This is a genomic window from Variovorax sp. EBFNA2 (assembly GCF_033802765.1).
Classification (GTDB): Bacteria; Pseudomonadota; Gammaproteobacteria; order Burkholderiales; family Burkholderiaceae_C; genus Variovorax; species Variovorax paradoxus_H.
Genome location: NZ_CP138496.1, coordinates 2,783,712 through 2,803,890, shown reverse-complemented (window position 1 = coordinate 2,803,890; position 20,179 = coordinate 2,783,712). Strand labels below are relative to the sequence as shown.

The following is a 20,179-nucleotide window of genomic DNA, read 5'->3' as shown; positions in this document are numbered from 1 at the left end:
GGAACGACAGGTCAGCAAGAAATGCGGGCAGCACAACGCCCTCCCGGCGAACAGACAGTTCGTCAGGAACGCAGGCTCAGGCCGGACCGCACCGCGCGTGTTGCGGTGGTCCCAGGATGCGCGGGGCGAGCGGCGCCATTCCCGTCAGGACGCGGGGTGTTGGGGGAGCGTTTGAACGCGGTGGGGTGTCGGGGCCGGGCTCAGTGCCCGTGCATCGACACGATGCGTTCACCCGTCAGGTGAACGGCCGGGGCCATGGCGAAAGCGATGGCGACGGCAAGACTGGCTGCGGCTCTTGTGGTTGATTTCACGCGCATTCCCTCGTCCGTTGAAGTGCTCGCAGTTGTAGCTGATCGATGCAATGAGCTCAACGATTCGCGGAACTTTTCTCTCTCCAATTGTTCGCGTGCGATAGGCCGAATGGCGTCATGGCACGCGGTGTGTGCCATGCGATACGAAGATGGTTCTGCGCCCGAAACACCTGCTCACGCAGATGACGAAAACACGGGCCATGCACTGTGACGAAGCGGCCACAGTACGAAGGTTCAAGCCGCGGCGAACGCTACGAAAGCTGTGAACCAGAGACTGCAGCGGTGCGTTGCGCGCGCTCGCGCCACCACAGCAGAAAGCCGCATGCGAACACGACGACCTGTGTGCCGATGAGCAGTGCAAAGCCCGCGAAGAAACCCGCCGCCGACGAGGCCGCGGTGACCGTGGTGTGCGTTGCGCCGCCACTGTGCGACACCGCCGTGATCACGCCGCCCATCAGCGCCGGCATGAAGCCCGCCACGAGGCTGCCCACGCCGTTGGTCACGCCGAACGCGCTGGCCGTGTGCTCGGCACGCGAGCAGTGCTGCACCGTGCTCGGAATGGCCGGGCTCTGCAGGCCCCAGAAGAAGTTGGCGGCCACGAGGCAGGTCGCGGCCATGTACGGGTCGCGCGCATTGATGGCCAGCAACACCGACAGCGCCACGCCCGCGCTTGCGCCCATGAAGATGAAGGGCACGCGGTCGCGCCCGAGCTTGTCGATGAGCACGCCGCCCGTGAACACCGCGAGCACCGTCGCGTACTGCGGCAGCGAGGCGATCCAGCCCATCTCGCGCAGCGAGAAGCCGCGCGCCTCGCGCAGGTAGGTCGGCAGCCAGTTGCTGCTGCCCCAGAGGTAAGCCAGCGCCGCCGACGTGAGCAGCGTGATGAGAAACAGATGCCGCGTGTGCAGCGCGCCCTTCACGATGCCCGCCACGCGCGACATCGCATCGCCGAGCGACGAAGGCTTGATGTCGTCGCCATGCCCCGGCGGCATGCGCACGAAGGCCAGCACCAGCGGAATGCCCAGCACGATGTTGAGCACGCCGAGCACATGGAAGGAGCTGTCCCAATCGAACTGCGTGAGCAGGTAGCCCACCAGCGGATAACCCACCGCCAGTCCCAGGCCCGTGCCCATGTTCACCAGCGCATTGGGCTTGCCGTTCTCGTCGCTCTTGAAGTGCGCCTTGATGTACGACGAGGCCAGCGAGAACAGCGGCCCTTCCGACACGCCCAGCAGCACGCGCGAGGCCAGCAGCAGGCCGTAGCTGTTGAACATCGGCGAGGCCCAGGTCACCACGCCCCACAGGATGAGGCCGTAGATCAGGCTGCGCCGCACGCCGAACAGCGCCGAGCAGAACGGCGTGAGCACGAAGGCCGACACGCCGTAGCCGAGCATGAAGGCCGTGGCCAGCAGGCCCTGGCTCACGCGGTCGGAAGGGTCGAGCCCCACGTGCTTCAGAAAGTCCGCATCGGTGATCAGCACCGCGATGTTGATGCGGTCGACGTAGGAGATCGCCACGATCACGAACAGCGTGATGACGCCGTACCAACGGAAGTTCTTGCTCTGCATGACCGGGGCTCTCTCTTGCTTGGGGGATGCGCGTCGTGTGGCCGCGCCTAGAACATGTGGCGCATGCCGAACTCGACGCCGCTGGAGGCGCGGTTGGGCCGCGTGATGGCGCCGGCCAAGGCCTGCGTTGCGCCGTTCTTGTTGCTGATGCGGGCAATGGTTCCGTACACCGCCGTGCGCTTGGACAGGTTGTGCACGTAGCCCAGCGCCAGCTTCGACGTCGTGGGCTCGCGCACCGCGTTGAGGGGCTCCAGCTTGTAGCGCGCGTACGAGGCCTTGATCTCGCCCGGACCGATGGGCAGCTGGAAGCCGACCAGCACGCCCTTGGCATCGGTGCTGCCCTTCGATTCCTTGTACAGCTCGCTCGTGAGCTTGAGGTTCATGAGCGAGGGGCCGAAGGTGTAGGCCGCGCCGAGGTTGGTCACGCGCAGGTCGCCGCTCACGTAGCGCGTGCGGCCGGTGGCAATGGCCACGTTGAGGCCGCCGCTCTGGTAGCCGAAGCGCGCGCCCGTGTGCTGGCCGTCGCGCTTGTTCGACACCTGCGTGCCGGGCAGCACCGAGGTCGAATCGTTCTCGCCCATCCCGTACATCACCTGGCCGTAGAAGCCGCCCAGGTTGGCCGGCAGGAAGTAGCCGATGCTGTTCGACGCGCGCGTGCCGGTGGGCGCCACGAGGCCGCCCAGGCCCGAGAAGTAGATCTGGTTGGCGCCGATGCCGCCGCCGGTGCCGAAGGGGTCGAAGATCGCGGTGTTCCAGAAGGCCGGCACGTAGTCGCGGCCCAGGCGCACTTCACCGAAGGGGCCGGCCAGGCTCACGGTCGAGCGGCGGTTGAAGCTCATCACGCCGGACGTGCCGTTGCCGCTGGCCTGGTTGTTCGAGTTCGACGGAAAGCCCGTACCGCTGTCGTTCTGCAGGCCCATCTCGAGCCAGAAGCTGGCCGAGAGTCCGCCGCCGAGGTCTTCGGTGCCGCGGAAGCCGAGGCGGCTGAACATGTTGCCGCTGTTGCCCAGCTGCGTCTTGTGGGCCGATCCGTCGCCGCTGCCGCGCGTGTAGATCACGGAGGCATCGACCACGCCGAACAGCGTGACGGAAGATTGGGCCAGCGCTGCGCCAGCCGCGGTGGCCGCAGCCATCGCGATCAAGTACTTTTTCATTGAATGTCTCGGTTGGTTTTTCTCTCGGCCGTCTTGTGGGGGTGTGGCCTCAGCGTCTCAAATGTCCAGCACCAGCCGCTCGCCCTTGCAGCGAGAGACGCAGATCATCATGGTCTTGTTGGACGCACGTTCGATCTTGGTGAGGATGCCGTCGTGGTGATCGACTTCGCCCTCGAGCACCGCTGTTTCGCAGGCGCCGCAGACGCCCTCTTTGCAGCTGTGGTCGGGGGTGAGGCCAGCGTCGATCAGGCTGTCGAGAATCGATTTGCCCGGGGGCACCTCGACACTCTTGCCGCTCTTGGCGCACTGCACCACGCAGGTCTGTGTGGCGCTGGGCGCCTCCACATGCACGGCGGCGAAGCGCTCGATGTGTGCGTTGGCGTAGCCCAGTTGCTCGCAGCTCTTTTCAAAAGCGTCGAGCATCGGCGTGGGGCCGCAGCAGTAGTAGTGGCTGGCGGTGCCCTTGCCGGCCAGCAGCGATGCGAGGTCGGGCGGAGCACCCCTCTCGTCGTCGAAGTGCCAGGTGAGCTGCACCGATTTCTCGGTGGCCAGCGCCTCGATGGCGTCGCAGAAGGCGGCCTCTTTGCGGGTGCGCGCGCAGTAGACGATTTCGACCGGTTTGCCGATGGCAACGAGCCGCTGCAGCATGCACCAGATGGGCGTCACGCCGATGCCGCCGGCCACGAGCACCGAGCGTTCGGCGCCCTCTTCCAGCTTGAAGTTGTTGCGCGGCGCCGAGATGGGCAGCGTCATGCCCACGCGCAATTGCTGGTGCACGTAGCGCGAGCCGCCGCGGCTCTTGCGGTCGTTGAGCACGCCCACCACGTAGCGCTGGCGGTCGCTCGAGGGGTTGCACAACGAGTAGCTGCGCACCAGCCCGTTGGGCAGGTGCAGGTCGATGTGGGAGCCGGCCTCGAAGGCGGGAAAGTCCACCGCCGGCGTGGCCGGCCGGAACTCGACGCTGACGATGCCGTCGGCCTCGTAGCGCATGGTGTGCACGAGGGCGTTCAGCGTGGGAGAAGACATGGCGATGCTCGCTTGCTTGCAGTTCAGGCCGTGGCGGCTTCGGCTTGCGCCAGCTGCGCCTGCGCCAGGTTGCGCATGTGGCGGCGCAGGCGGACGATGCCCAGGTCGTGCTGGTACAGGTTCTCGTGCTGGTTGGCGTCGGCTTCCATCTCTTCGAGCATCACGCGGTCTTGTTCCAGCACGTGCCAGTGGCGCGCCTCGAGGCGGTTCTTGTAGAGGAAGCGCCAAGTGTCGCGCTCCCAGCCCGGCGACAGCTTGCGTGCGCGCCAGAAGAAGGTGGCCGTCATGCCGTTGGCCATCGGCGAGAAGGCGCCGATGATGATGAAGTTGCCGCCGGGGCCGCCGGTCTTCGGGTACGGAATCTCCAGGCGCATCCAGTGGATGCCGGTGTCTGCCCACTCGGTCCAGTCGAAGTTGACGTTGCGCTGGCCTTCCTTCTCGAACACGAAGCCGATGTCGGTCGGGCGAACGCCGAACTTGGCGCTCGAGTCGCCCTCGGCCATCGAGTGCGACTGCTTGTGCAGGTACGTGCCGTGCATCGGGTCCATCACGTTGTCCAGCACGTAGCGGTAGTCGCCCTTCCACTCCGTGTAGCAAAGGAAGTTCGAGTACTCGGCTTCGTCGGTCAGCTGCTCGGGCAGCACCAGAGGAGGCGGCACATCGACCGGCTCCTTCGAGTTGTAGAGGAACACGGCGCCCGCGCGCTCCTGCACATGGAAGTGGCGGGTGGCGCGCGAGCCTTCGAGCTTGCAGCCGGGGCTGCCGGGCACGCGCGTGACCACGCCGTCGTGGCGCACTTCAACGCCGTGGTACGGGCACGAGAGGCGGTCACCCAGGATCACGCCCTGCGACAGCGGCGCGCCGCGGTGCGGGCAGCGGTCTTCCAGCGCGTGCAGCACGCCTTCGCCGTCACGCCAGAGCGCGATCTTGCGGCCGAGGCGGCGCAGGGAGATCGGGTTCTCCTTGATGAAGTGGGAAGGGCAGATCGGGTACCAGAGATCCTTCAGGCCGATCTCGAGCAGGTGGTCGACCGGATCGACAGGGGCCGGTGCGACGGGATGGATGGCGATGGTCATGGTGGTTCTCCTCAGGCGGCCAGCGTGGCCATTTCCTTGCGGTACAGCGCCTCGGTCCATGCGAGGCCGCCCGGCGTGGCCAGGCCGCTGTCGTTCAGGCGCTGCACGAGGCCCGCCAGGTCATGGATGCCGTCGGCATAGGCGCGCTCGATCACGTCGCCCAGCAGGTCTTCGTAGGTGGTCGCGGGGCGCTGGCGCGCCTGGTGCGGTTGGAGAAAGCGGTCTTGTTGCATCGTGAGCCTCCGTATGGCGAGGAGAAAAATTTCAGGCAGTAGCAGCGACAGCGCCCTGCGCCGGCTCGCCCAGCGGCACGGCCCAGGCGTCGTAGGCGTACACCCAGTCGGCGTTGCCGCCTTCGCGCAGCCAGTTGTTGCCGCGCGAGCCGAGCTGCACCTGGCTGGCGCGTTCGATGCGCGCGGTCTGGTAGGCCTGCAGTGCGGCAGGAATGTCGGCCATGGCCACGCCGTCGAGGTGGCGCGACAGCACCACGGCGTCTTCGATGGCCATGCCGGCGCCCTGCGCCATGAAGGGCAACATCGGGTGCGCGGCATCGCCCAGCAGCGCCAGGCGGCCCTGCGCCCAGGCGGGCATCGGGTCGCGCTCGTACAGCGCGGTCTTCAGCACGGTGTCGCAGGCGTCGAGCAATGCGCGCGCCTCGGGGTGGTAGGCCACGTACTGCTCGCGCAGTTCGTCGACGCTGCCCGGCGCGGTCCACGACTCGAGGTGCCAGGTGTCCTGCGGCGTGGTCGCGAAGATGAAGATGTCCTTGCCGCGGTTCAGCGGGAACGTGACGATCTGGCTCTGCGGGTTCGGGCCCCACCACTTGGTGAAGGCGCCCAGGTTGGGCACGCCGGCCACGCGCTCGGCGGGCACCACGGCGCGGTAGGCGACGATGCCCGTGAAGCGCGGGCTCTCGGCGCCGAACATCGCGGTGCGCACGCCCGAGTGGATGCCGTCGGCACCAAGGAGCACGCCCACACGGGCGCTGGTGCCGTCGCTGAACGACAGGGTCACGCCGTTGTCGTCGGCCGCGATGGTCTCGGCCCGCTTGCCGAGCGCCACGCGCTCGGCGGGGAACATGTCGGCCAGCGCGGCCAGCAGATCGGCGCGGTGGATGGTGAGCTGTGGCGCGCCGTAGCGCTGCTCGGCCGAGTCGGCCATTTCGAGGCGCGAGGTTTCTTCGCCGCTGTCGTAGGTGCGGCTGATGCGGTGCGACGGGCGCGCCGCTGTTACGCGGGCGGCGTCGCCCACGCCCAGGCCGTCGAGTGCGCGCACGGCGTTCGGCGTGAGGTTGATGTCGGCGCCAACGCGGGCGAACTGCTTGGCCTGTTCGAACACGACCACGTCGTGCCCGGCACGGCGCAGTGCAATGGCGGCGACCAGGCCGCCGATGCCGGCACCGACGATGCCGATGGTGGATTCGCTTGTGTGCATGCTGTCTCTCTTTGTTCTTGCGTGCGGCTTACTCGGCCACGATGTTGCGGGCCTTGATGATCCGGGCCCAGACGGCCGTCTCATCGCGGATGTGGGTGGCGAACTCGGCGGGCTTCATGGCCGCATCGGTCATGCCTTGTGCCTTCAGGCGTTCGCGCACGTCGGGCTGCGCCAGCATCTCGGCCGCATCTTTCGCAAGCTGTTCGACCACGGCGGGCGGCGTGCCCTTGGGGGCCAGCAGGCCGTACCACGAGGTCACGGCGACGCCCTGGATGCCCTGCTCCGCCAGCGTGGGAATGTCGGGCGCGGCGGGGCTGCGCTTGGCCTCGGTCACGCCCAGCGCAATGAGCTTGCCGTTCTTGATGAAGGGCATGGTCGCGGGCAGGTTGCTGAACATCAGCGGCACCGAGCCGCCGAGCACGTCGTTGAGCGCGGGCGCCGTGCCCTTGTAGGGCACGTGCAGCAGGTCGATGCCGGCCTGCTGCTTGAACAGCTCGCCCGCCAGGTGCAGGCCGCTGCCCACGCCGGGCGATGCATACGACAGCGTGTTGGGCTTGGCCTTGGCCATCGCCACCAGTTCCTTCGCGCTCTTGATGCCCGAGGCCGGCGCCGCCACCAGCACGTTGGGCGCTTTGGCGAGCATGGTGACGGGCACGAAGTCCTTTTCGATGTTGAACGGAAAGTTCGGCATCAGCGTCGGGTTGATCGTGAGGTTGCCGGCCGGCACCACGAGCAGCGTGTGGCCGTCGCCCTTGGCGCGCTTGACCTTGTCGATGCCGATGTTGCCGGCCGCGCCCACGAGGTTCTCGACCACGGCGGCCTGGCCGTAGCGCTTGGCCAGGCCGTCGGACAGCACGCGGGCCAGCGTGTCGACCGGGCCGCCGGGCGGGAACGGCGAGATGATGGTGAAGCGATCGCTCGACAGCTGCTTGTGCACGTCGCTCTGCGCGTACGCGGGCAAGGCGATGGCCAGTGCGGCGGCCGCCAGCAGGGAGAAAGAAAAACGTCGTTGCATGAGGTTCACCGGGTTCACTTTTTCTCGGTCAGGAAAGCACCTTTCGGGCCTTCGGCGTTCTTCTGGCGGCGCGTGTGGCCATCGAGGCCGCCATCGACCGCCCATTCGGCGAACACGGTCGGGCCGGGTTCGAACTCGCGCGGCTGCCAGTCGGCGGTGAGCTGGTCTTCGTCGGCGTAGTACTCGATGAGGCCGCCGGCCGGGTTCTTGAAGTACCAGAAGTACGCGGACGACACGGGGTGGCGGCCCGGGCCCAGTTGCGTGTCCCAGCCGCAGCGCGAGAAATGCAGGCCGCCGCCGAACACCTCGTGGATGTCGCGCACGGTAAAGGCCACGTGGTTGAGCCCGCGCTTGCCCGACGGAATCTGCAGCAGGAACAGGTCGTGGTGGCCACCCTCGGGTGCGCAGCGCATGAAAGCACCGCGGTTCGGATAACCGTCGGACGAGACGAAGCCGAAGCGCTGCGCGTAGAACGCGCTCGTCGCTTTCACGTCGCTCACGAAGAACACGACGTGGCCGACCTCGATGGGCGTGGCGCGTTCGTAGATCGGTGCGGCCTGGTTCACGCGCGGCTTGGCGTTCCAGGTGTTCATGGCGCCGCAGTCGACTTCGACCGCGCGCTTGCGGCTCACTTGCAGGCGCACCGCCAGGCCGTTGGGGTCGGTGCAGCCGATGCGACGCGCGCCGTCGACCGTCGTGTCGATGAAGGCCGGGTCTTGCGCGATGGCGGCGGCGTAGCGGTCCAGGTCGGCGTCGCTTTCCACGCCCCACACCACTTCACGCAATGTCGGGCCCTCTTCCATCGCGGGCGGCAGGCCGGGCTTGTCCCACGCCGCAACGACCACTTTGCAGCCGTTGAGGCACTCGAAGACGAGTTCGTCGGCGGCTTCGGACGTGAGTGACAAGCCCCAGTCCTGGAAGAACTGGCGGCAGGCGGGCAGGTCGTCCGCGCCGTAGGTGATCTGGTCGATGCCAAGTACGCTCATCGTGCGTTCCTCTTCAGTTCGCCCACGGGAGCGGTTGTTCGTTCGTGCCCCAGTACATGCTCTTCTGCTCCATGTACTGGAAGATGCCTTCGCGGCCCTTCTCGCGGCCCAGGCCGCTGTCGCGCCAGCCGCCGAACGGCGTGGACACCGAGAACTGCTTGTAGGTGTTGACCCAGACCGTGCCGGCCTGCACCGCGCGGCCCAGCTTCCAGGCGCGCTTGAAGTCGCGGCTCCACACGCCGGCGGCCAGCGCGTAGATGCTGTCGTTGGCCTGCGCGATCAGCTCTTCCTCGTTGTCGAAAGGCATCGCGACCAGCACCGGGCCGAAGATTTCTTCCTGGCTGATGCGGGCGCTGTTGGTCAGGCCTTCGAGGATGGTGGGCTGGTAGAAGTAGCCCTTGTCGTAGTCCGCGCCGTGCGGGCGCACGCCGCCCGTGCGGATGCGGCCGCCTTCGGACACGCCCAGGTCCACATAGCGCTCGATCCCTTCGCGGTGCTTGGCCGTGATGAGCGGCCCCATCTGCGTGCGCTCCGAGGCCGGGTCGCCCACGCGCAATGCGTTGGCACCTTCGGCCAGCCGCGTGAGGAACTCGTCGTAGATGCTGCGTGCGACAAACAAGCGCGAGCCCGCGATGCACGACTCGCCCGACGAACTGAAGATGCCGTACAGCACGCCGTTCACCGCATGGTCGAGGTCGGCGTCGTCGAGCACCATGGTCGGCGACTTGCCGCCGAGCTCGAGCGACACGGGCATCATCTTGTCGGCCGCGATGTGGGCGATGTGCTTGCCGGTGGTGGTGCCGCCGGTGAACGACACGCGCTTGACCAACGGGTGCTTGGTGATCGCGTCGCCGATCACCGAGCCCTTGCCCGGCAGCACGCTCACGATGCCCTTGGGCACGCCGGCCGCTTCGCAGATGCGCGCCAGTTCCAGCGCCATCAGCGGCGTGACTTCGGCGGGCTTCACGACCACCGCGTTGCCGGCCGCCAGCGCGGGCGCCAGCTTCTGGGCTTCGCTCGCGATGGGCGAGTTCCACGGCGTGATGGCCGCGACCACGCCCATGGGCTCGTGCACGCTCATCGTGACGAAGGCGCCGCGCGAGGGGGTGATGGTTTCTTCGAGCGTCTCGAGCGCGGCGGCGAAGAACTGGAAGGTGGCCGCGGCGCTGGCCACGAGGTTGCGCGTTTCGCTGATCGGCTTGCCGTTGTCCAGGCGCTGCTTCTGCGCGAGCGACTCGCCCTCTTCGCGGATCAGCTGTGCCACGCGGTGCAGCACGGCGGCGCGCTCGTGCGGCAGGCGCTGGGCCCAGCCGCTGGTGCGGAAGGCGTGGTCGGCGCGCGTGATGGCTTCTTCGACGTCGGCAAGGCTCGCGGCCTTCAGGCGCGCAATGGGCTCGCCGGTGGCCGGGTACAGGCTTTCGTAGACGTCGCCGCCGCCCAGGCGCCATTCGCCGGCGATGCAGATCGGAAGGAGTTCGGAAGAAATCATGGGGTGACTCGAAAGGTCAGATGGCCAGGGGCGCGACGCGGTTGCGCAGCGCGCGCACGGCGCTGTACACGGTCAGGGCCGAGGTCTTGGGGTTGGCCGCGAGCGGCTTGTTGCGCATGGTCAGCGCGAAGCTGCCGAAGGCGCCTTCGGCTTCGACGGTGTGCACGTTCTCGGTGGTGGCCGGGTCGGCAATGAGGCGCACCTGCGTCTGGTCCAAGCCCAGGCCCGCGAGCGAGACGGTGGCCGCCACGTTGGCGTTCTTCGGGTAGAGCAAGGCCGCTTCGCGCGCGCTGCCTTCGAAGATGACGGTTTCGTGGGCGAGCGTGTCGAGGTTGCGGCCCTGCTCGGCCGGCGTGCCCTTCCAGGCCTGCGGCGGCTTGCGGCCCGTGTAGCGCACGCTGCTCAAGCCGCCGATGCGGGCCGCGGCGAGCGCGTCGATGCCGCCGATGGCGCCGGGAATCAGCTGCACCTGTGTGTGGCCGGCGACGGCGGCGGCTTCGAGCTTCTCGGCGAAGCCCGTGGCCGACAGCGCGCCCACCGATGCGACCACGCAAGGCGTGCCGCGTGCCAGCGCGGGCAGCACGTGCTGCTCGATGGCGGCATGGCCGGCGGTCTCGACCACGAGGTCGATGCCGTCGGCGGGCACGGCGCTGCCGACCTGCGCGTCGGGTGCGACCTTCTGCGCGGCGGCGATGCCTTCGGCCGGCACGACGATGGCCACCACCTTCAGGGCGGGATCGCCGCGCAGCAGTTCGAGCACCGAGGTGCCGATGGCTCCGCAGCCGACGAGTGCAATGCGCGTGATGGCAGTGGTCATGCGTGGGGCTCCGCGTTCGCTCACTGGGCCGCGCCGAGCGCGGGAATCTGCGTGACCGTGTTGGTCGGCGGGCCGGCGAAGGTGGTCTTGAAACCGCCGATCGACAGCATGTCGATCTCCAGCAGGAACGGGCCGTCGGCGGCGAGCGCCTTGTCCAGATGCGCCGGCAGGTCGGCCAGGTCCTTCACGCGGGCATGCGGCAGCGCGATCGACTGGCACAGCAGGTCGTAGTCGGGCGTGTGCAGCTCGGCGTAGCACTGGCGGCCGCCGTACTGCGCGTCCTGGATGTTCTTGATGACGCCGTAGCTCTTGTCGTTCATGAGCACGATGACCATGGGCGCCTTCTCCTGCACCATGCAGGCCAGCTCGCCCAGGTTCAGGATGAAGCCGCCGTCGCCGGCCAGGCAGAAGGTCTTGCGACCCGAGCCCGTCACCGCCGCGCCGATGGCCGCGCCGATGGCCATGGGCATGCCCTGGCCGATGCCGCCGCCCGTGGCGTGCACGCCGGCGCTGGGTTCGAACACGCGCAGCTCGCGGTTGCCCCAGGTGCTGTTCGACACCGTCACGTCGCGCACCCAGTTGAATTGGCGGCCGGCCACCGACTGCAGCTGGCGCACGAGTTCGGCGTACGGGCCGAGGCCGTCGCGCAGCGTGGCCACGGCCTGGTCGTGCGCGGCGCGCAGGTCGACCAGCAACTGCGGGTCGGCCTTGTACTTCGCGGCTTCGAGGCGGTCGGCCAGGCCGTCGAGGGCCAGCGCGGAATCGCCGCAGACAAAGGCTTCGGACGCATAGCAGCGGCCTTCGGCGGCGGCATCGGCGTCGATGCGGTACAGCGGACGCGGCAGCTTCAGCTCGTACTTGAGCGTCTCGTTGCCGCGCAGGCGCGAACCGACCACGAGCAGCGCGTCGCAGGTCTGATAGAAGGCCTCGACGGGCTTCTGGATGTTGTAGGCGCCGAGCGAGCCGGCGTCGTCTTCCGGCACCGTGCCGCGGCCCTGCGTGGTCGTGACCACGCCGAAGCCCAGCTTCTGCAGGCGCTGGATGGCCGAGCGGGCGTGGCGGGCACCGCCGCCGACCCACAGCATCGGACGCTGGGCGGTGGCCAGGCGCGCGGCCAGTGCATCGAGGCCGGCGGCCGAAGGCACGGGGCGCTCGATGGGCAGCGGCGACAGGTCGGCCGGCATGGTCGTGAGCGCCGACTGGATGTCGATCGGAATCTCCACGCTGACCGGGCCGGTCGGCGCCGTCATCGCGAGTTGCACCGCGCGCTTGAGCGTGCCGAGCACCGTCTCGACGCTGCGCACGCGCAGCGCGGCCTTCGACACGGCCTTGAGCATGGTGAGCTGATCGGGCGCTTCGTGGATGTACGACATGCCCTTGTCCAGGTACGGCGTCTCGATCTGGCCGGTGATGTGCAACAGGGGCGCGCCGGCGGTCAGCGCCTCGACCATGCTGCCGGCGATGTTGCCCGCGGCCGGGCCGGTGCTGGTGATGCACACGCCCAGGCTGGCGGTGGAGCGCGCATAGGCGTCGGCCATGTTGCCCGCGCCGGCCTCGCCGCGCGCCGAGATGAAGCGCACCGTGCCGCGCTGCGCGAAGGCATCGAGGATCGGCATGTTGTGGATCGAGATGACGCCGAAGGCTGCCTTGACGCCGCACTGCTCGAGAAAGGCGGCGACGACGGCGCCGACCGTGACGGTGTTGTTGGGGTTATGCATGGCGGGAATGGCCTCCGGAGATATCGATGTGGCTGCCGGTCGTGTACGACGCGAGCGGTGAAGCAAGGAAAAGGATCGCGCGCGCGGCTTCGGTCGGAAGCCCCAGGCGACCCAGCGGGATGTGTTTGGTGGTGGCGAGCTGGCGGCTCCAGGTGGCCCAGTCCTGCGACTTGTCTTCGCGCGCCTCGAAGCGGCGGCGCCACTGGCCCGACTCGACGAGGCCGATCAGGATGCCGTTGACGCGCACGCCGTGCGGCGCGAACTCGGTGGCCATGGAGCGCACGAGGTTCAAGAGGCCGGCGCGCGCGGCCGAGGTGGCGACCATGTGCGGCTCGGGCTGGCGCGCAAGCAGCGAGTTGGCGCAGACGATGGCGGCATCGCCGAGCACGGCGCGCTGCGCGGCGAGCTGCGGCAGGAAGGCGCGCGTGGGGTGGATGACCGAGAAGAACTTCAGGTGCAGCTCTTCCATCCAGGCCGCATCGTCGGTGTCGGCGAACGTGGACACACGCCCCTGCCCTGCGTTGTTGACCAGCATCGACGCCGGGCCAAGCGCGGCCTCGCTGGCGGCGGCGAAGGCGCGCACCGAGGCGGCATCCAGCACGTCGCAGGTCTGCGCGAACAGCTTCGCGTCCGGGTACATGGCGCGCAGGCCGGCCACGGCGGCATCGAGCCGTTCGGCGTTGCGGCCGCACAGCGCCACGGCGGCGCCGCAGCCGAGCAGCAGCTCGACCGTGGCCAGGCCGATGCCCGACGACCCGCCCGTGACCACGGCCACGCGGCCGGCCAGTGCGTCGGCGGCGAAGAAAGAGGAGGAAGGGGCGAAGGTCGTCATGATCGAAAAAAACGTGTCAGGCGCTGCGCAGCGGAACCACCTTGGCGGTGCTGTTGCGTGCGGGCGAGTAATTGAGCAGGCCCGAGATCTCGTCGGCCGTGCCGCGCACGCGCAGCACCATCTCGTCCATGCGGTTCTCGTCGATGTGGCCCGAGGTGATGGTGGCGCCCAGCGCCGCCACGATGTGGCCGCTGTGGTCGCGCACCGGTGCGGCGATGGTCGAGATGTTCGATTCGAAGAAGCCCTCGCCCAGCACATAGCCGCGCTGGCGGTCGGCCTGCACCATGTCGAACAGTTCGTTCACGGTCTTGGGCGTGCTCGGCGAGAAGGTCTCGAGCTTGTCCTCGGGGTACAGCGCGCGCAGCTGCGGCAGCGTGAGGTCTTCGAGCAGGATGCGGCCCAGCACCGTGGCGTGGGCCGGCAGGCGCGTGCCCACCGTGACCGAGCTGGCGAACGGCGTGGCCGGTGCCACCTTGGCGACGTAGACGATCGAACGGCCGTCGCGCACCACGAGGTTGCAGGGCGTGCGCAGTTCGTCGCACAGGCGGTTGAGCAGCGGCGTGCCCAGCTGCGTGAGTTCCAGCGAGGCCAGGTATTCGAAGCCCAGGCGCAGCACGGCCAGGCCCAGGCGGTAGTCGCGTCCGCCCTCGGCGCGCTCCAGGAAACCCATGCTCTCCAGCGTGGTGAGCAGGCGAAAGACGGTCGAGCGCGGCAGGTCGAAGCGGCGCGCCAGTTCGGGTGCGGAGAGCGTGCGGCTCTCGCGGCTGAACTCGCACAGCACGCGCAGGCCGCGCTCCAGCGCGGGCACGTTGTAGCGGTCTGCGCCCTCTTCCATCACTTCGTTGTCGGTGGCCATCTGGGAATTCCTCTCGGTTCTCTTGTTCGTGTCGGGTCAGCCGGCGAGCGATTCGCGCAGCAAGGCGGCGACGGCCTGCGGTTGTTCCACATAGCCGGCGTGACCCGCATCGTCCACCAATTCAAGCGGCACGCCGCAGCGGCGCGCGACTTCTTCGCAGGCAGCCGGCGGCGTGACGACGTCGAGCGCACCGCAGGCCACGCGCACGGGCATCGGCGGCGGCAGATCGGCCAGCAGGTCGGCGTTGCACAGCAGCTCGACGGCCTGGCGGTAGCCGTGGTCGTTCAGGCGCGCCATGTTCCAGCGCACCCACTGGCGGGCATGCTCGGAGGCACCGTCGGACACGAGCCGGCCCGCGCGCTTCGCGGCCATGCCGGCGATGCCGAGGTCGTCGAGCGTGGCCAGGCGTTCGGCGCGCACCTTGGCGCGGGCGTCGATGCGGTCGGGGGCGCCGTAGCCGATGGCGGGGCTCACGAGCACGAGGCGGCGGATGCGGGCACTGGTGCTCGAGTCTTCGCGCGCAGCCGATGCGGCGGTGATGGCGCCCAGCGAATGGCCGACGAGCACGCAGGAGCGGATCGAGAGCGCGTCGAGCAATTCGCCCAAGCGTGCGGCGTAGTCGGCGGCGGTCGGCGCGGCCGAGGCCAGCGGCGTCGAGCGGCCGTAGCCCGGTGCGTCCCACGCGATGAGGCGGGCCTGCGGCGCCAGCAGCGCCGCGGTGTCGAGCCACGAGGCCGCGCCCGAGCCGATGCCGTGCAGGCACACGATCACCGGGCCCTGTCCGCATTCGCGCACCGACACCACCGCACCGCCGCCGACCGCGACGTCGCGGGCCGGAAAGCGCGCGTCGAGCCGCGCCAGCTCGGAAGCCGGCAGGGTCTGCGCGGGGATGTCGATGGTGGCCATGGGCTGCTCGCTCGCTCAGCGCTTGATCTTGGCCAGCGGATGGTCGGCCGGGTACGTCGGCTTGATCGGCTTCTGTGCGCCGAGCATCACGCACATCAGCGCGTCTTCGTCGCCGATGTTGATCTCTTCGCGGTACACGCCGGGCGGCACCGAGATCAGGTCGCGGTCGGTCATGATGGTTTCGAAGCGCTCGCCGTCTTTTTCGATGACGACCTTGAGCTTGCCGCGGATGAGGAAGAACACCTCTTCCACGTCGGTGTGCAGGTGCGGCGGGCCTTCATGGCCGGCGGGGATCACCATCGTCGAGAAGGTGAAGTGCTCCGAAGGCACGGTGTTGGTGTCGGCCGCGACACCGGTGCCGCCGGTGCCCACGTAGCGCATCTGCGCGCGGCGGAACTTGGGATCGAAGTCGGCCTGGAACTTCAGCGCGTCCCAGTCGTAGGTGCGGGTTTCGTAGCGCGCGATGCGCGTGTTCATCCACTCGGCCAGGCTGGAACCTTCAGGCTGCACCAGCGTGCTGCCGACATCGCCAGCGGCGGTGTTGCTGTTGATCTTTTGCTGTTCGGACAAATCGCTCATGGGTGTACTCCTTGGTCGGGAAAATTCGTTCGGTGATTCGCTCAGTGCATCGCGAAGCCGCCGTTGACGGCCAGCAGCTGGCCGGTGACGAAGCGCGCCAGGCCGGACAGCAGGAACACGGTGGCGCCGCAGACGTCGGCCGCCTGCTGCTCGCGCGGGATGGCGCGGCCTTCGAGGTACTTCTGGTGGCGCGCCATCGGCACGTACTCGGTGGCCTCGACCAGCGTGAGGCCGGGCGCCACGGCGTTCACCGTGATGTTGTCGCCGCCCCATTCGCGCGCCAGCGAGCGCGTCATGGAAATGACGGCGCCCTTGCTCGATGCATAGGCCAGCAGGTTGGGCGCGCCCCACAACGCCGTGTCCGACGCGAGGTTGACGATGGCGCCACGGCCGCTGGCAGCCAGCGCGGGGCGGCAGGCGCGGCCCATGAGCCAGCTGCCGCGCACGTTGACGTTCATCACGCGGTCCCACATGTCGATCTCGAGCTGGTGCGCGTCGCGCCCGCCCGAGTTGGTGATGGCGGCGTTGTTGACGAGGCCGTCGAGCCCGCCCAGCAGGCGCACCGCCTCGGCGGCGCCCGCCTCGATGGAGGCCGGGTCCGACAGGTCGATCGTCAGCGCGTGCGCCGTGCGGCCGGCATCGCGCAGCGCCTGGGCTTCCGTCTCGGCCAGCTCGCCGAGGATGTCGGCCAGCACCACGCTCGCACCCGCCGCAGCCACACACTGCGCGAACGCCAGGCCCAGCCCGCGCGCGCCGCCGGTCACGAGCACGCGGCGGCCGGCCAGCAGATTGGCGGGCATCTCGGCCAGCAGCGACTGCAGGCTGGAGGGATCGGCGATGGCTTTGAGGTCGGTCATGGCGGGCTTCTGGTTAAGTTCAGTCGGCCTGGATGCCGAGCTCCTTGATGACCTTGCCGAAGCGCGCGAAGTCGGCGGCGTTGGTCTTGGCGAGCACGTCGGCGTCGCCGCCCACGGGCGTGGTGCCCAGCACAGCCATGCGCGACACGATGTCGGGCATCTTCAGGATTTCGTTGAAGTGGCCGTTGAGCGTCTTCACGACTTCGGGCGGCAGGTTGCGCGGGCCCCACAGGCCGTTCCAGGCGGTCAGCTCGACGTCCTTGTAGCCCAGCTCGGCGAAGGTCGGCACCTTGGGTGCGAGCGGCGAGCGTTCTTTCGAGGCCACAGCCAGCGGAACCATCTTGCCGTTGGGCATGTACGGCGCCACGGGGCCGAGCGTGATGAAGGTCACCGGCACGTGGCCGCCGAGCACGTCGTTGACGGCGGGCGCCACGCCCTTGTACGGCACGTGCGCCAGGCTGGTGCCCGAGGCGCGGGCGAACATCTCGCCCAGGATGTGCATCGGCGAACCGCTGCCCGGGCTGGCGTAGCTCAGCGACTTGCCGCCCTTGGCCGCGGCCACCGCATCCTTCAGGCCGGTGTAGCCCTTGGCGCCGCTGGCCACGAGGAACAGCGGCAGATTGCCGGTCTGCACGATCGGCGTGAAGCCGTTGAGCACGTCGTAGCCAGAGGAGCTGCCGGTCTTGAGCACCAGCTGCGCGATCGAGAAGGTGCTGGGCGCGAGCAGCAGCGTGTAGCCGTCGGGCGCGGCCTTCGACACATAGGCGCTGCCGATGATGCCGCTGGCACCGGGCCGGTTGTCGACCACCACGGGCTGGCCGACGCGGGCCGAGAGCTTCTCGGCGTACAGGCGCGCCAGGGCGTCGGTGTCGCCACCCGCCGGATAGGCAACGACCAGCGTGATCGGCTTGCTGGGGTAGGTGTCTGCCCAGGCGAGTCCGGAAGCGCAAGCGGCGGCCAGGGAGACGGCAGCGGCGATGGCGAGGCGGCGAGTGTGTGTCATCGAGGGTCCGTGGAATCGGTTGTTTGTTTCACTAAAGAAACAACGATTTATTAATGGAACACCGCGAGAATACCGAGGAAGACAACTTCATGACTAGGTAAAAACCCTAGTCAGCGTGCAACCGGGCGTGTACGCCCCACGAAAAAGGGCGGCCGTTTCGGGCCGCCCTTCGAGGGTGGGAGCGGGGTTTGGCTACCCGCCGTAGCGCGCGACGGTCAGGCCTTCCATGTCGATCTCGGGCGCCCTGCCCCCGATCAGGTCGGCCATCACGCGGCCCGTGCCGGCCGCCATGGTCCAGCCGAGCGTGCCGTGGCCGGTGCTGAGCAGCAGGTTGGGCACGCGGGTGGCGCCGATCACCGGCGTGCCGTCGGGCGTCATGGGGCGCAGGCCGGTCCAGAAGGACGCGTCGCGCACCGGGCCGCCGCGCGGGAACAGGTCGGTCACGACGTGTTCGAGCGTGTCGCGCCGCCGCGTATCGAGCGCGAGGTCGAAGCCCGAGAGCTGCGCCGTGCCGCCCACGCGGATGCGATCGCCCAGGCGCGTGACGGCGACCTTGAAGGTCTCGTCCATCACGGTCGATTCGGGCGCGCCGCTCGCGTCGGTGATGGGCACGGTGATCGAGAAGCCCTTGACCGGGTACACCGGCAGGCCGATGCCCAGCGGCCGCACCAGCGCGGGCGAGTAGCTGCCGAGCGCGACCACGTAGCGGTCGGCGGTGAAATGGCCCTGGTCGGTGCGCACCGCGGTCACGCCCTTCCCCGCTTCGTGCTCGATGGCCTCGATGCTCACGCCGAACCGGAACTGCACGCCCTCGGCTTCGGCCAGCTTCGCGAGCGCCTGCGTGAACTTGAAGCAGTCGCCGGTCTCGTCGCCCGGCAGGCGCAGGCCGCCGACGAACTTGTCTTTCACGGCGCCGAGCGCAGGCTCATGCACAACGCAGCCGTCGCGATCGAGCACTTGGTAGGGCACGCCGGACGCCTTCAGCACTTCGACGTCTTTCGCAGTGCCGTCGAGTTGTGCCTGCGTGCGAAAGAGCTGCAGCGTGCCCTGCATGCGCTCGTCGTAGCGGATGCCGGTGTCGGCGCGCAGCGTCTTCAGGCAGTCGCGACTGTATTCGGCGAGCCGCACCATGCGGCCCTTGTTGAGTTCGTAGCGCGCCTGCGTGCAGTTGCGCAGCATCGACAGGCCCCAGCGCCACATCGCCGGATCGAGCATCGGCTTGATGACCAGCGGGCTGTGCTGCATGAGCATCCACTTGATCGCTTTCACCGGCACGCCCGGCCCGGCCCACGGCGCCGAGTAGCCGGGCGACACTTCGCCCGCATTGCCGAAGCTGGTTTCGAGCGCGGGCGCCGGCTGGCGCTCCAGCACCGTCACCGTGTGCCCGGCGCGCGCCAGGTAGTAGGCCACCGAGGTGCCGATGACACCGCTGCCGAGAATCAGGACCTGCATGACAACCCCTCCCTCTTGAAAGCCGCCATGGGCCGAGGGTACAGGGCCGGCGGTCAAAGACCCAGTGCGTCCTGCAATTGGCGTGCCGTCCAGCGCTTCGGGCTTTGCGGCCAGGCCTCGAGCAGCGCGACCATGCGCGCATTGCGCGGTGCGCTCAGGCCATGCTCTTGAGCGAGCCGCACCACCTCGCCGCTGAGCGCGTCGATCTCGGTGCGACGGCCCAGTGCGAGGTCGTCGGCCATGCTGGAGCGTGCCTTGACGTCGATGCGCAGCATGCGCGCCGCGACGATGCGAAACAGCCAGTCGGGCAAGCGCAGCAGCCCAGGCAACCGCCGCGCCGGCACGGCCGCCACCTGCGCGGGCACGATGCCGCCCGTGCGCAGCACGTCCAGCGTTTCGTCGATGAGCGCCGCGAAGCAACGGCGGTAGCCGCGCTGCATGAGTTCGTCGCGCAGCGGCAGGCCCGACAGCGCGTTGACCGGGTTGTTGAGGTTGAGCAGCAGCTTGCCCCACTGCACGGGCAGCAGGTCGGCATGCAGGTCGAGCGGCACGCCGGCGCGCTCGAACACGGGCAGCCAGTCGCGCAGCGCAGGGTCGTCTTCCGCGGCCAGGCGACCGGCCGTGCCGCGGTGGAAGGCGCCGTCGTCGATCTCCGCCACGTTGTACGGCACCATGCCCGCGCGGATATTGAGCGAAGGGCCGGCCTGCCCCGCAGCAGCGCAGTTCGAGATGCCGTTCTGCAGCGAGACGACCGTGGTGCCGGCCGGCAAGGCAAAGGCCAGTTCGCGTGCCGCCTCAGCCGTGGCGCCGCTCTTCACGCACAGCAGCACCAGCGCGGGCCGCGCGCCCACCGGCACCTGCTCGCACAGGCGCAGTGTGGGCGCCGCCAGCTTGTGCCTGGCGCCGTCGAGGTCGGTGAGCGTGAGGCCGTGGCGCGCGAGCTTGTCGAGCACGCGCGGACGGCCGACGAAGGTGACGGGCACGCCCGCCGCGGCCAGGCTGCCGCCGATGAAACAGCCGATGGTGCCCGCCCCCATCACGAGCACTTCACCGGGGATCGCGTCGGACATGAAGTGCTGTGTGGGTAGTGAGCGGAAGGG

The 20,179-nt window shown here is 68.8% G+C and carries 19 protein-coding genes; all 19 read right to left on the bottom strand.

Going from position 1 to position 20,179, the window contains the following annotated elements:
• Positions 1 to 562 precede the first annotated feature (562 nt).
• Entirely contained in the window at positions 563 to 1,879 is a 1,317-nt protein-coding gene (locus RZE79_RS13040) for an MFS transporter (RefSeq protein ID WP_319360749.1), read from the bottom strand.
• Between the two features lie 47 nt (positions 1,880 to 1,926).
• Positions 1,927 to 3,033 (bottom strand): porin, encoded by a 1,107-nt coding sequence (locus tag RZE79_RS13035; protein WP_319360748.1) that lies wholly within the window; start codon positions 3,031 to 3,033, stop codon positions 1,927 to 1,929.
• Between the two features lie 57 nt (positions 3,034 to 3,090).
• Complete coding sequence (locus RZE79_RS13030; RefSeq protein ID WP_319360747.1) at positions 3,091 to 4,059, bottom strand: PDR/VanB family oxidoreductase; 969 nt, start codon at positions 4,057 to 4,059, stop codon at positions 3,091 to 3,093.
• Between the two features lie 23 nt (positions 4,060 to 4,082).
• On the bottom strand, positions 4,083 to 5,135 hold the full coding sequence (locus RZE79_RS13025; protein ID WP_319360746.1) for an aromatic ring-hydroxylating dioxygenase subunit alpha: 1,053 nt from the start codon (positions 5,133 to 5,135) through the stop codon (positions 4,083 to 4,085).
• Between the two features lie 11 nt (positions 5,136 to 5,146).
• Entirely contained in the window at positions 5,147 to 5,368 is a 222-nt protein-coding gene (locus RZE79_RS13020; RefSeq protein WP_319360745.1) for a recombinase-like helix-turn-helix domain-containing protein, read from the bottom strand.
• 31 nt (positions 5,369 to 5,399) lie between these two features.
• Positions 5,400 to 6,569 carry an FAD-dependent monooxygenase gene (locus RZE79_RS13015; RefSeq protein ID WP_319360744.1) on the bottom strand — a complete coding sequence of 390 codons (1,170 nt, stop codon included), beginning with the start codon at positions 6,567 to 6,569 and terminating at the stop codon, positions 5,400 to 5,402.
• Positions 6,570 to 6,597: 28 nt separating this feature from the next.
• Positions 6,598 to 7,584, bottom strand: coding sequence for a tripartite tricarboxylate transporter substrate binding protein (locus RZE79_RS13010; protein WP_319360743.1), 987 nt, complete (start codon positions 7,582 to 7,584; stop codon positions 6,598 to 6,600).
• 14 nt (positions 7,585 to 7,598) lie between these two features.
• Positions 7,599 to 8,570, bottom strand: coding sequence for a VOC family protein (locus tag RZE79_RS13005; protein WP_319360742.1), 972 nt, complete (start codon positions 8,568 to 8,570; stop codon positions 7,599 to 7,601).
• Between the two features lie 13 nt (positions 8,571 to 8,583).
• A complete protein-coding gene (locus RZE79_RS13000) occupies positions 8,584 to 10,059 on the bottom strand; it encodes an aldehyde dehydrogenase (RefSeq protein ID WP_319360741.1) in 1,476 nt (491 codons plus the stop codon).
• A gap of 16 nt (positions 10,060 to 10,075) precedes the next feature.
• The gene (locus RZE79_RS12995) at positions 10,076 to 10,876 is read right to left on the bottom strand and encodes an aspartate dehydrogenase (RefSeq protein ID WP_319360740.1); all 801 of its coding nucleotides are present in this window, start codon (positions 10,874 to 10,876) and stop codon (positions 10,076 to 10,078) included.
• A gap of 20 nt (positions 10,877 to 10,896) precedes the next feature.
• A complete protein-coding gene (locus RZE79_RS12990; protein WP_319360739.1) occupies positions 10,897 to 12,594 on the bottom strand; it encodes a thiamine pyrophosphate-binding protein in 1,698 nt (565 codons plus the stop codon).
• Positions 12,587 to 13,426, bottom strand: a complete 840-nt coding sequence (locus RZE79_RS12985; protein ID WP_319360738.1) for an SDR family oxidoreductase — start codon at positions 13,424 to 13,426, stop codon at positions 12,587 to 12,589. The genes RZE79_RS12990 and RZE79_RS12985 overlap by 8 nt, the downstream gene beginning before the upstream one ends.
• Before the next feature lie 16 nt (positions 13,427 to 13,442).
• The gene (locus tag RZE79_RS12980) at positions 13,443 to 14,282 is read right to left on the bottom strand and encodes an IclR family transcriptional regulator (RefSeq protein WP_319360737.1); all 840 of its coding nucleotides are present in this window, start codon (positions 14,280 to 14,282) and stop codon (positions 13,443 to 13,445) included.
• Between the two features lie 36 nt (positions 14,283 to 14,318).
• A complete protein-coding gene (locus RZE79_RS12975) occupies positions 14,319 to 15,188 on the bottom strand; it encodes an alpha/beta hydrolase (RefSeq protein WP_319360736.1) in 870 nt (289 codons plus the stop codon).
• A gap of 15 nt (positions 15,189 to 15,203) precedes the next feature.
• A complete protein-coding gene (locus tag RZE79_RS12970) occupies positions 15,204 to 15,767 on the bottom strand; it encodes a cupin domain-containing protein (protein WP_228121791.1) in 564 nt (187 codons plus the stop codon).
• A gap of 41 nt (positions 15,768 to 15,808) precedes the next feature.
• Positions 15,809 to 16,624, bottom strand: coding sequence for an SDR family oxidoreductase (locus RZE79_RS12965; RefSeq protein ID WP_373696552.1), 816 nt, complete (start codon positions 16,622 to 16,624; stop codon positions 15,809 to 15,811).
• 19 nt (positions 16,625 to 16,643) lie between these two features.
• Positions 16,644 to 17,627, bottom strand: a complete 984-nt coding sequence (locus tag RZE79_RS12960) for a tripartite tricarboxylate transporter substrate binding protein (protein ID WP_319360735.1) — start codon at positions 17,625 to 17,627, stop codon at positions 16,644 to 16,646.
• A 192-nt stretch (positions 17,628 to 17,819) separates the two neighbouring features.
• Positions 17,820 to 19,079 carry a D-amino acid dehydrogenase gene (locus RZE79_RS12955; protein ID WP_319360734.1) on the bottom strand — a complete coding sequence of 420 codons (1,260 nt, stop codon included), beginning with the start codon at positions 19,077 to 19,079 and terminating at the stop codon, positions 17,820 to 17,822.
• A 53-nt stretch (positions 19,080 to 19,132) separates the two neighbouring features.
• Positions 19,133 to 20,149 carry a 2-dehydropantoate 2-reductase gene (locus RZE79_RS12950; protein ID WP_319360733.1) on the bottom strand — a complete coding sequence of 339 codons (1,017 nt, stop codon included), beginning with the start codon at positions 20,147 to 20,149 and terminating at the stop codon, positions 19,133 to 19,135.
• Positions 20,150 to 20,179 lie beyond the last annotated feature (30 nt).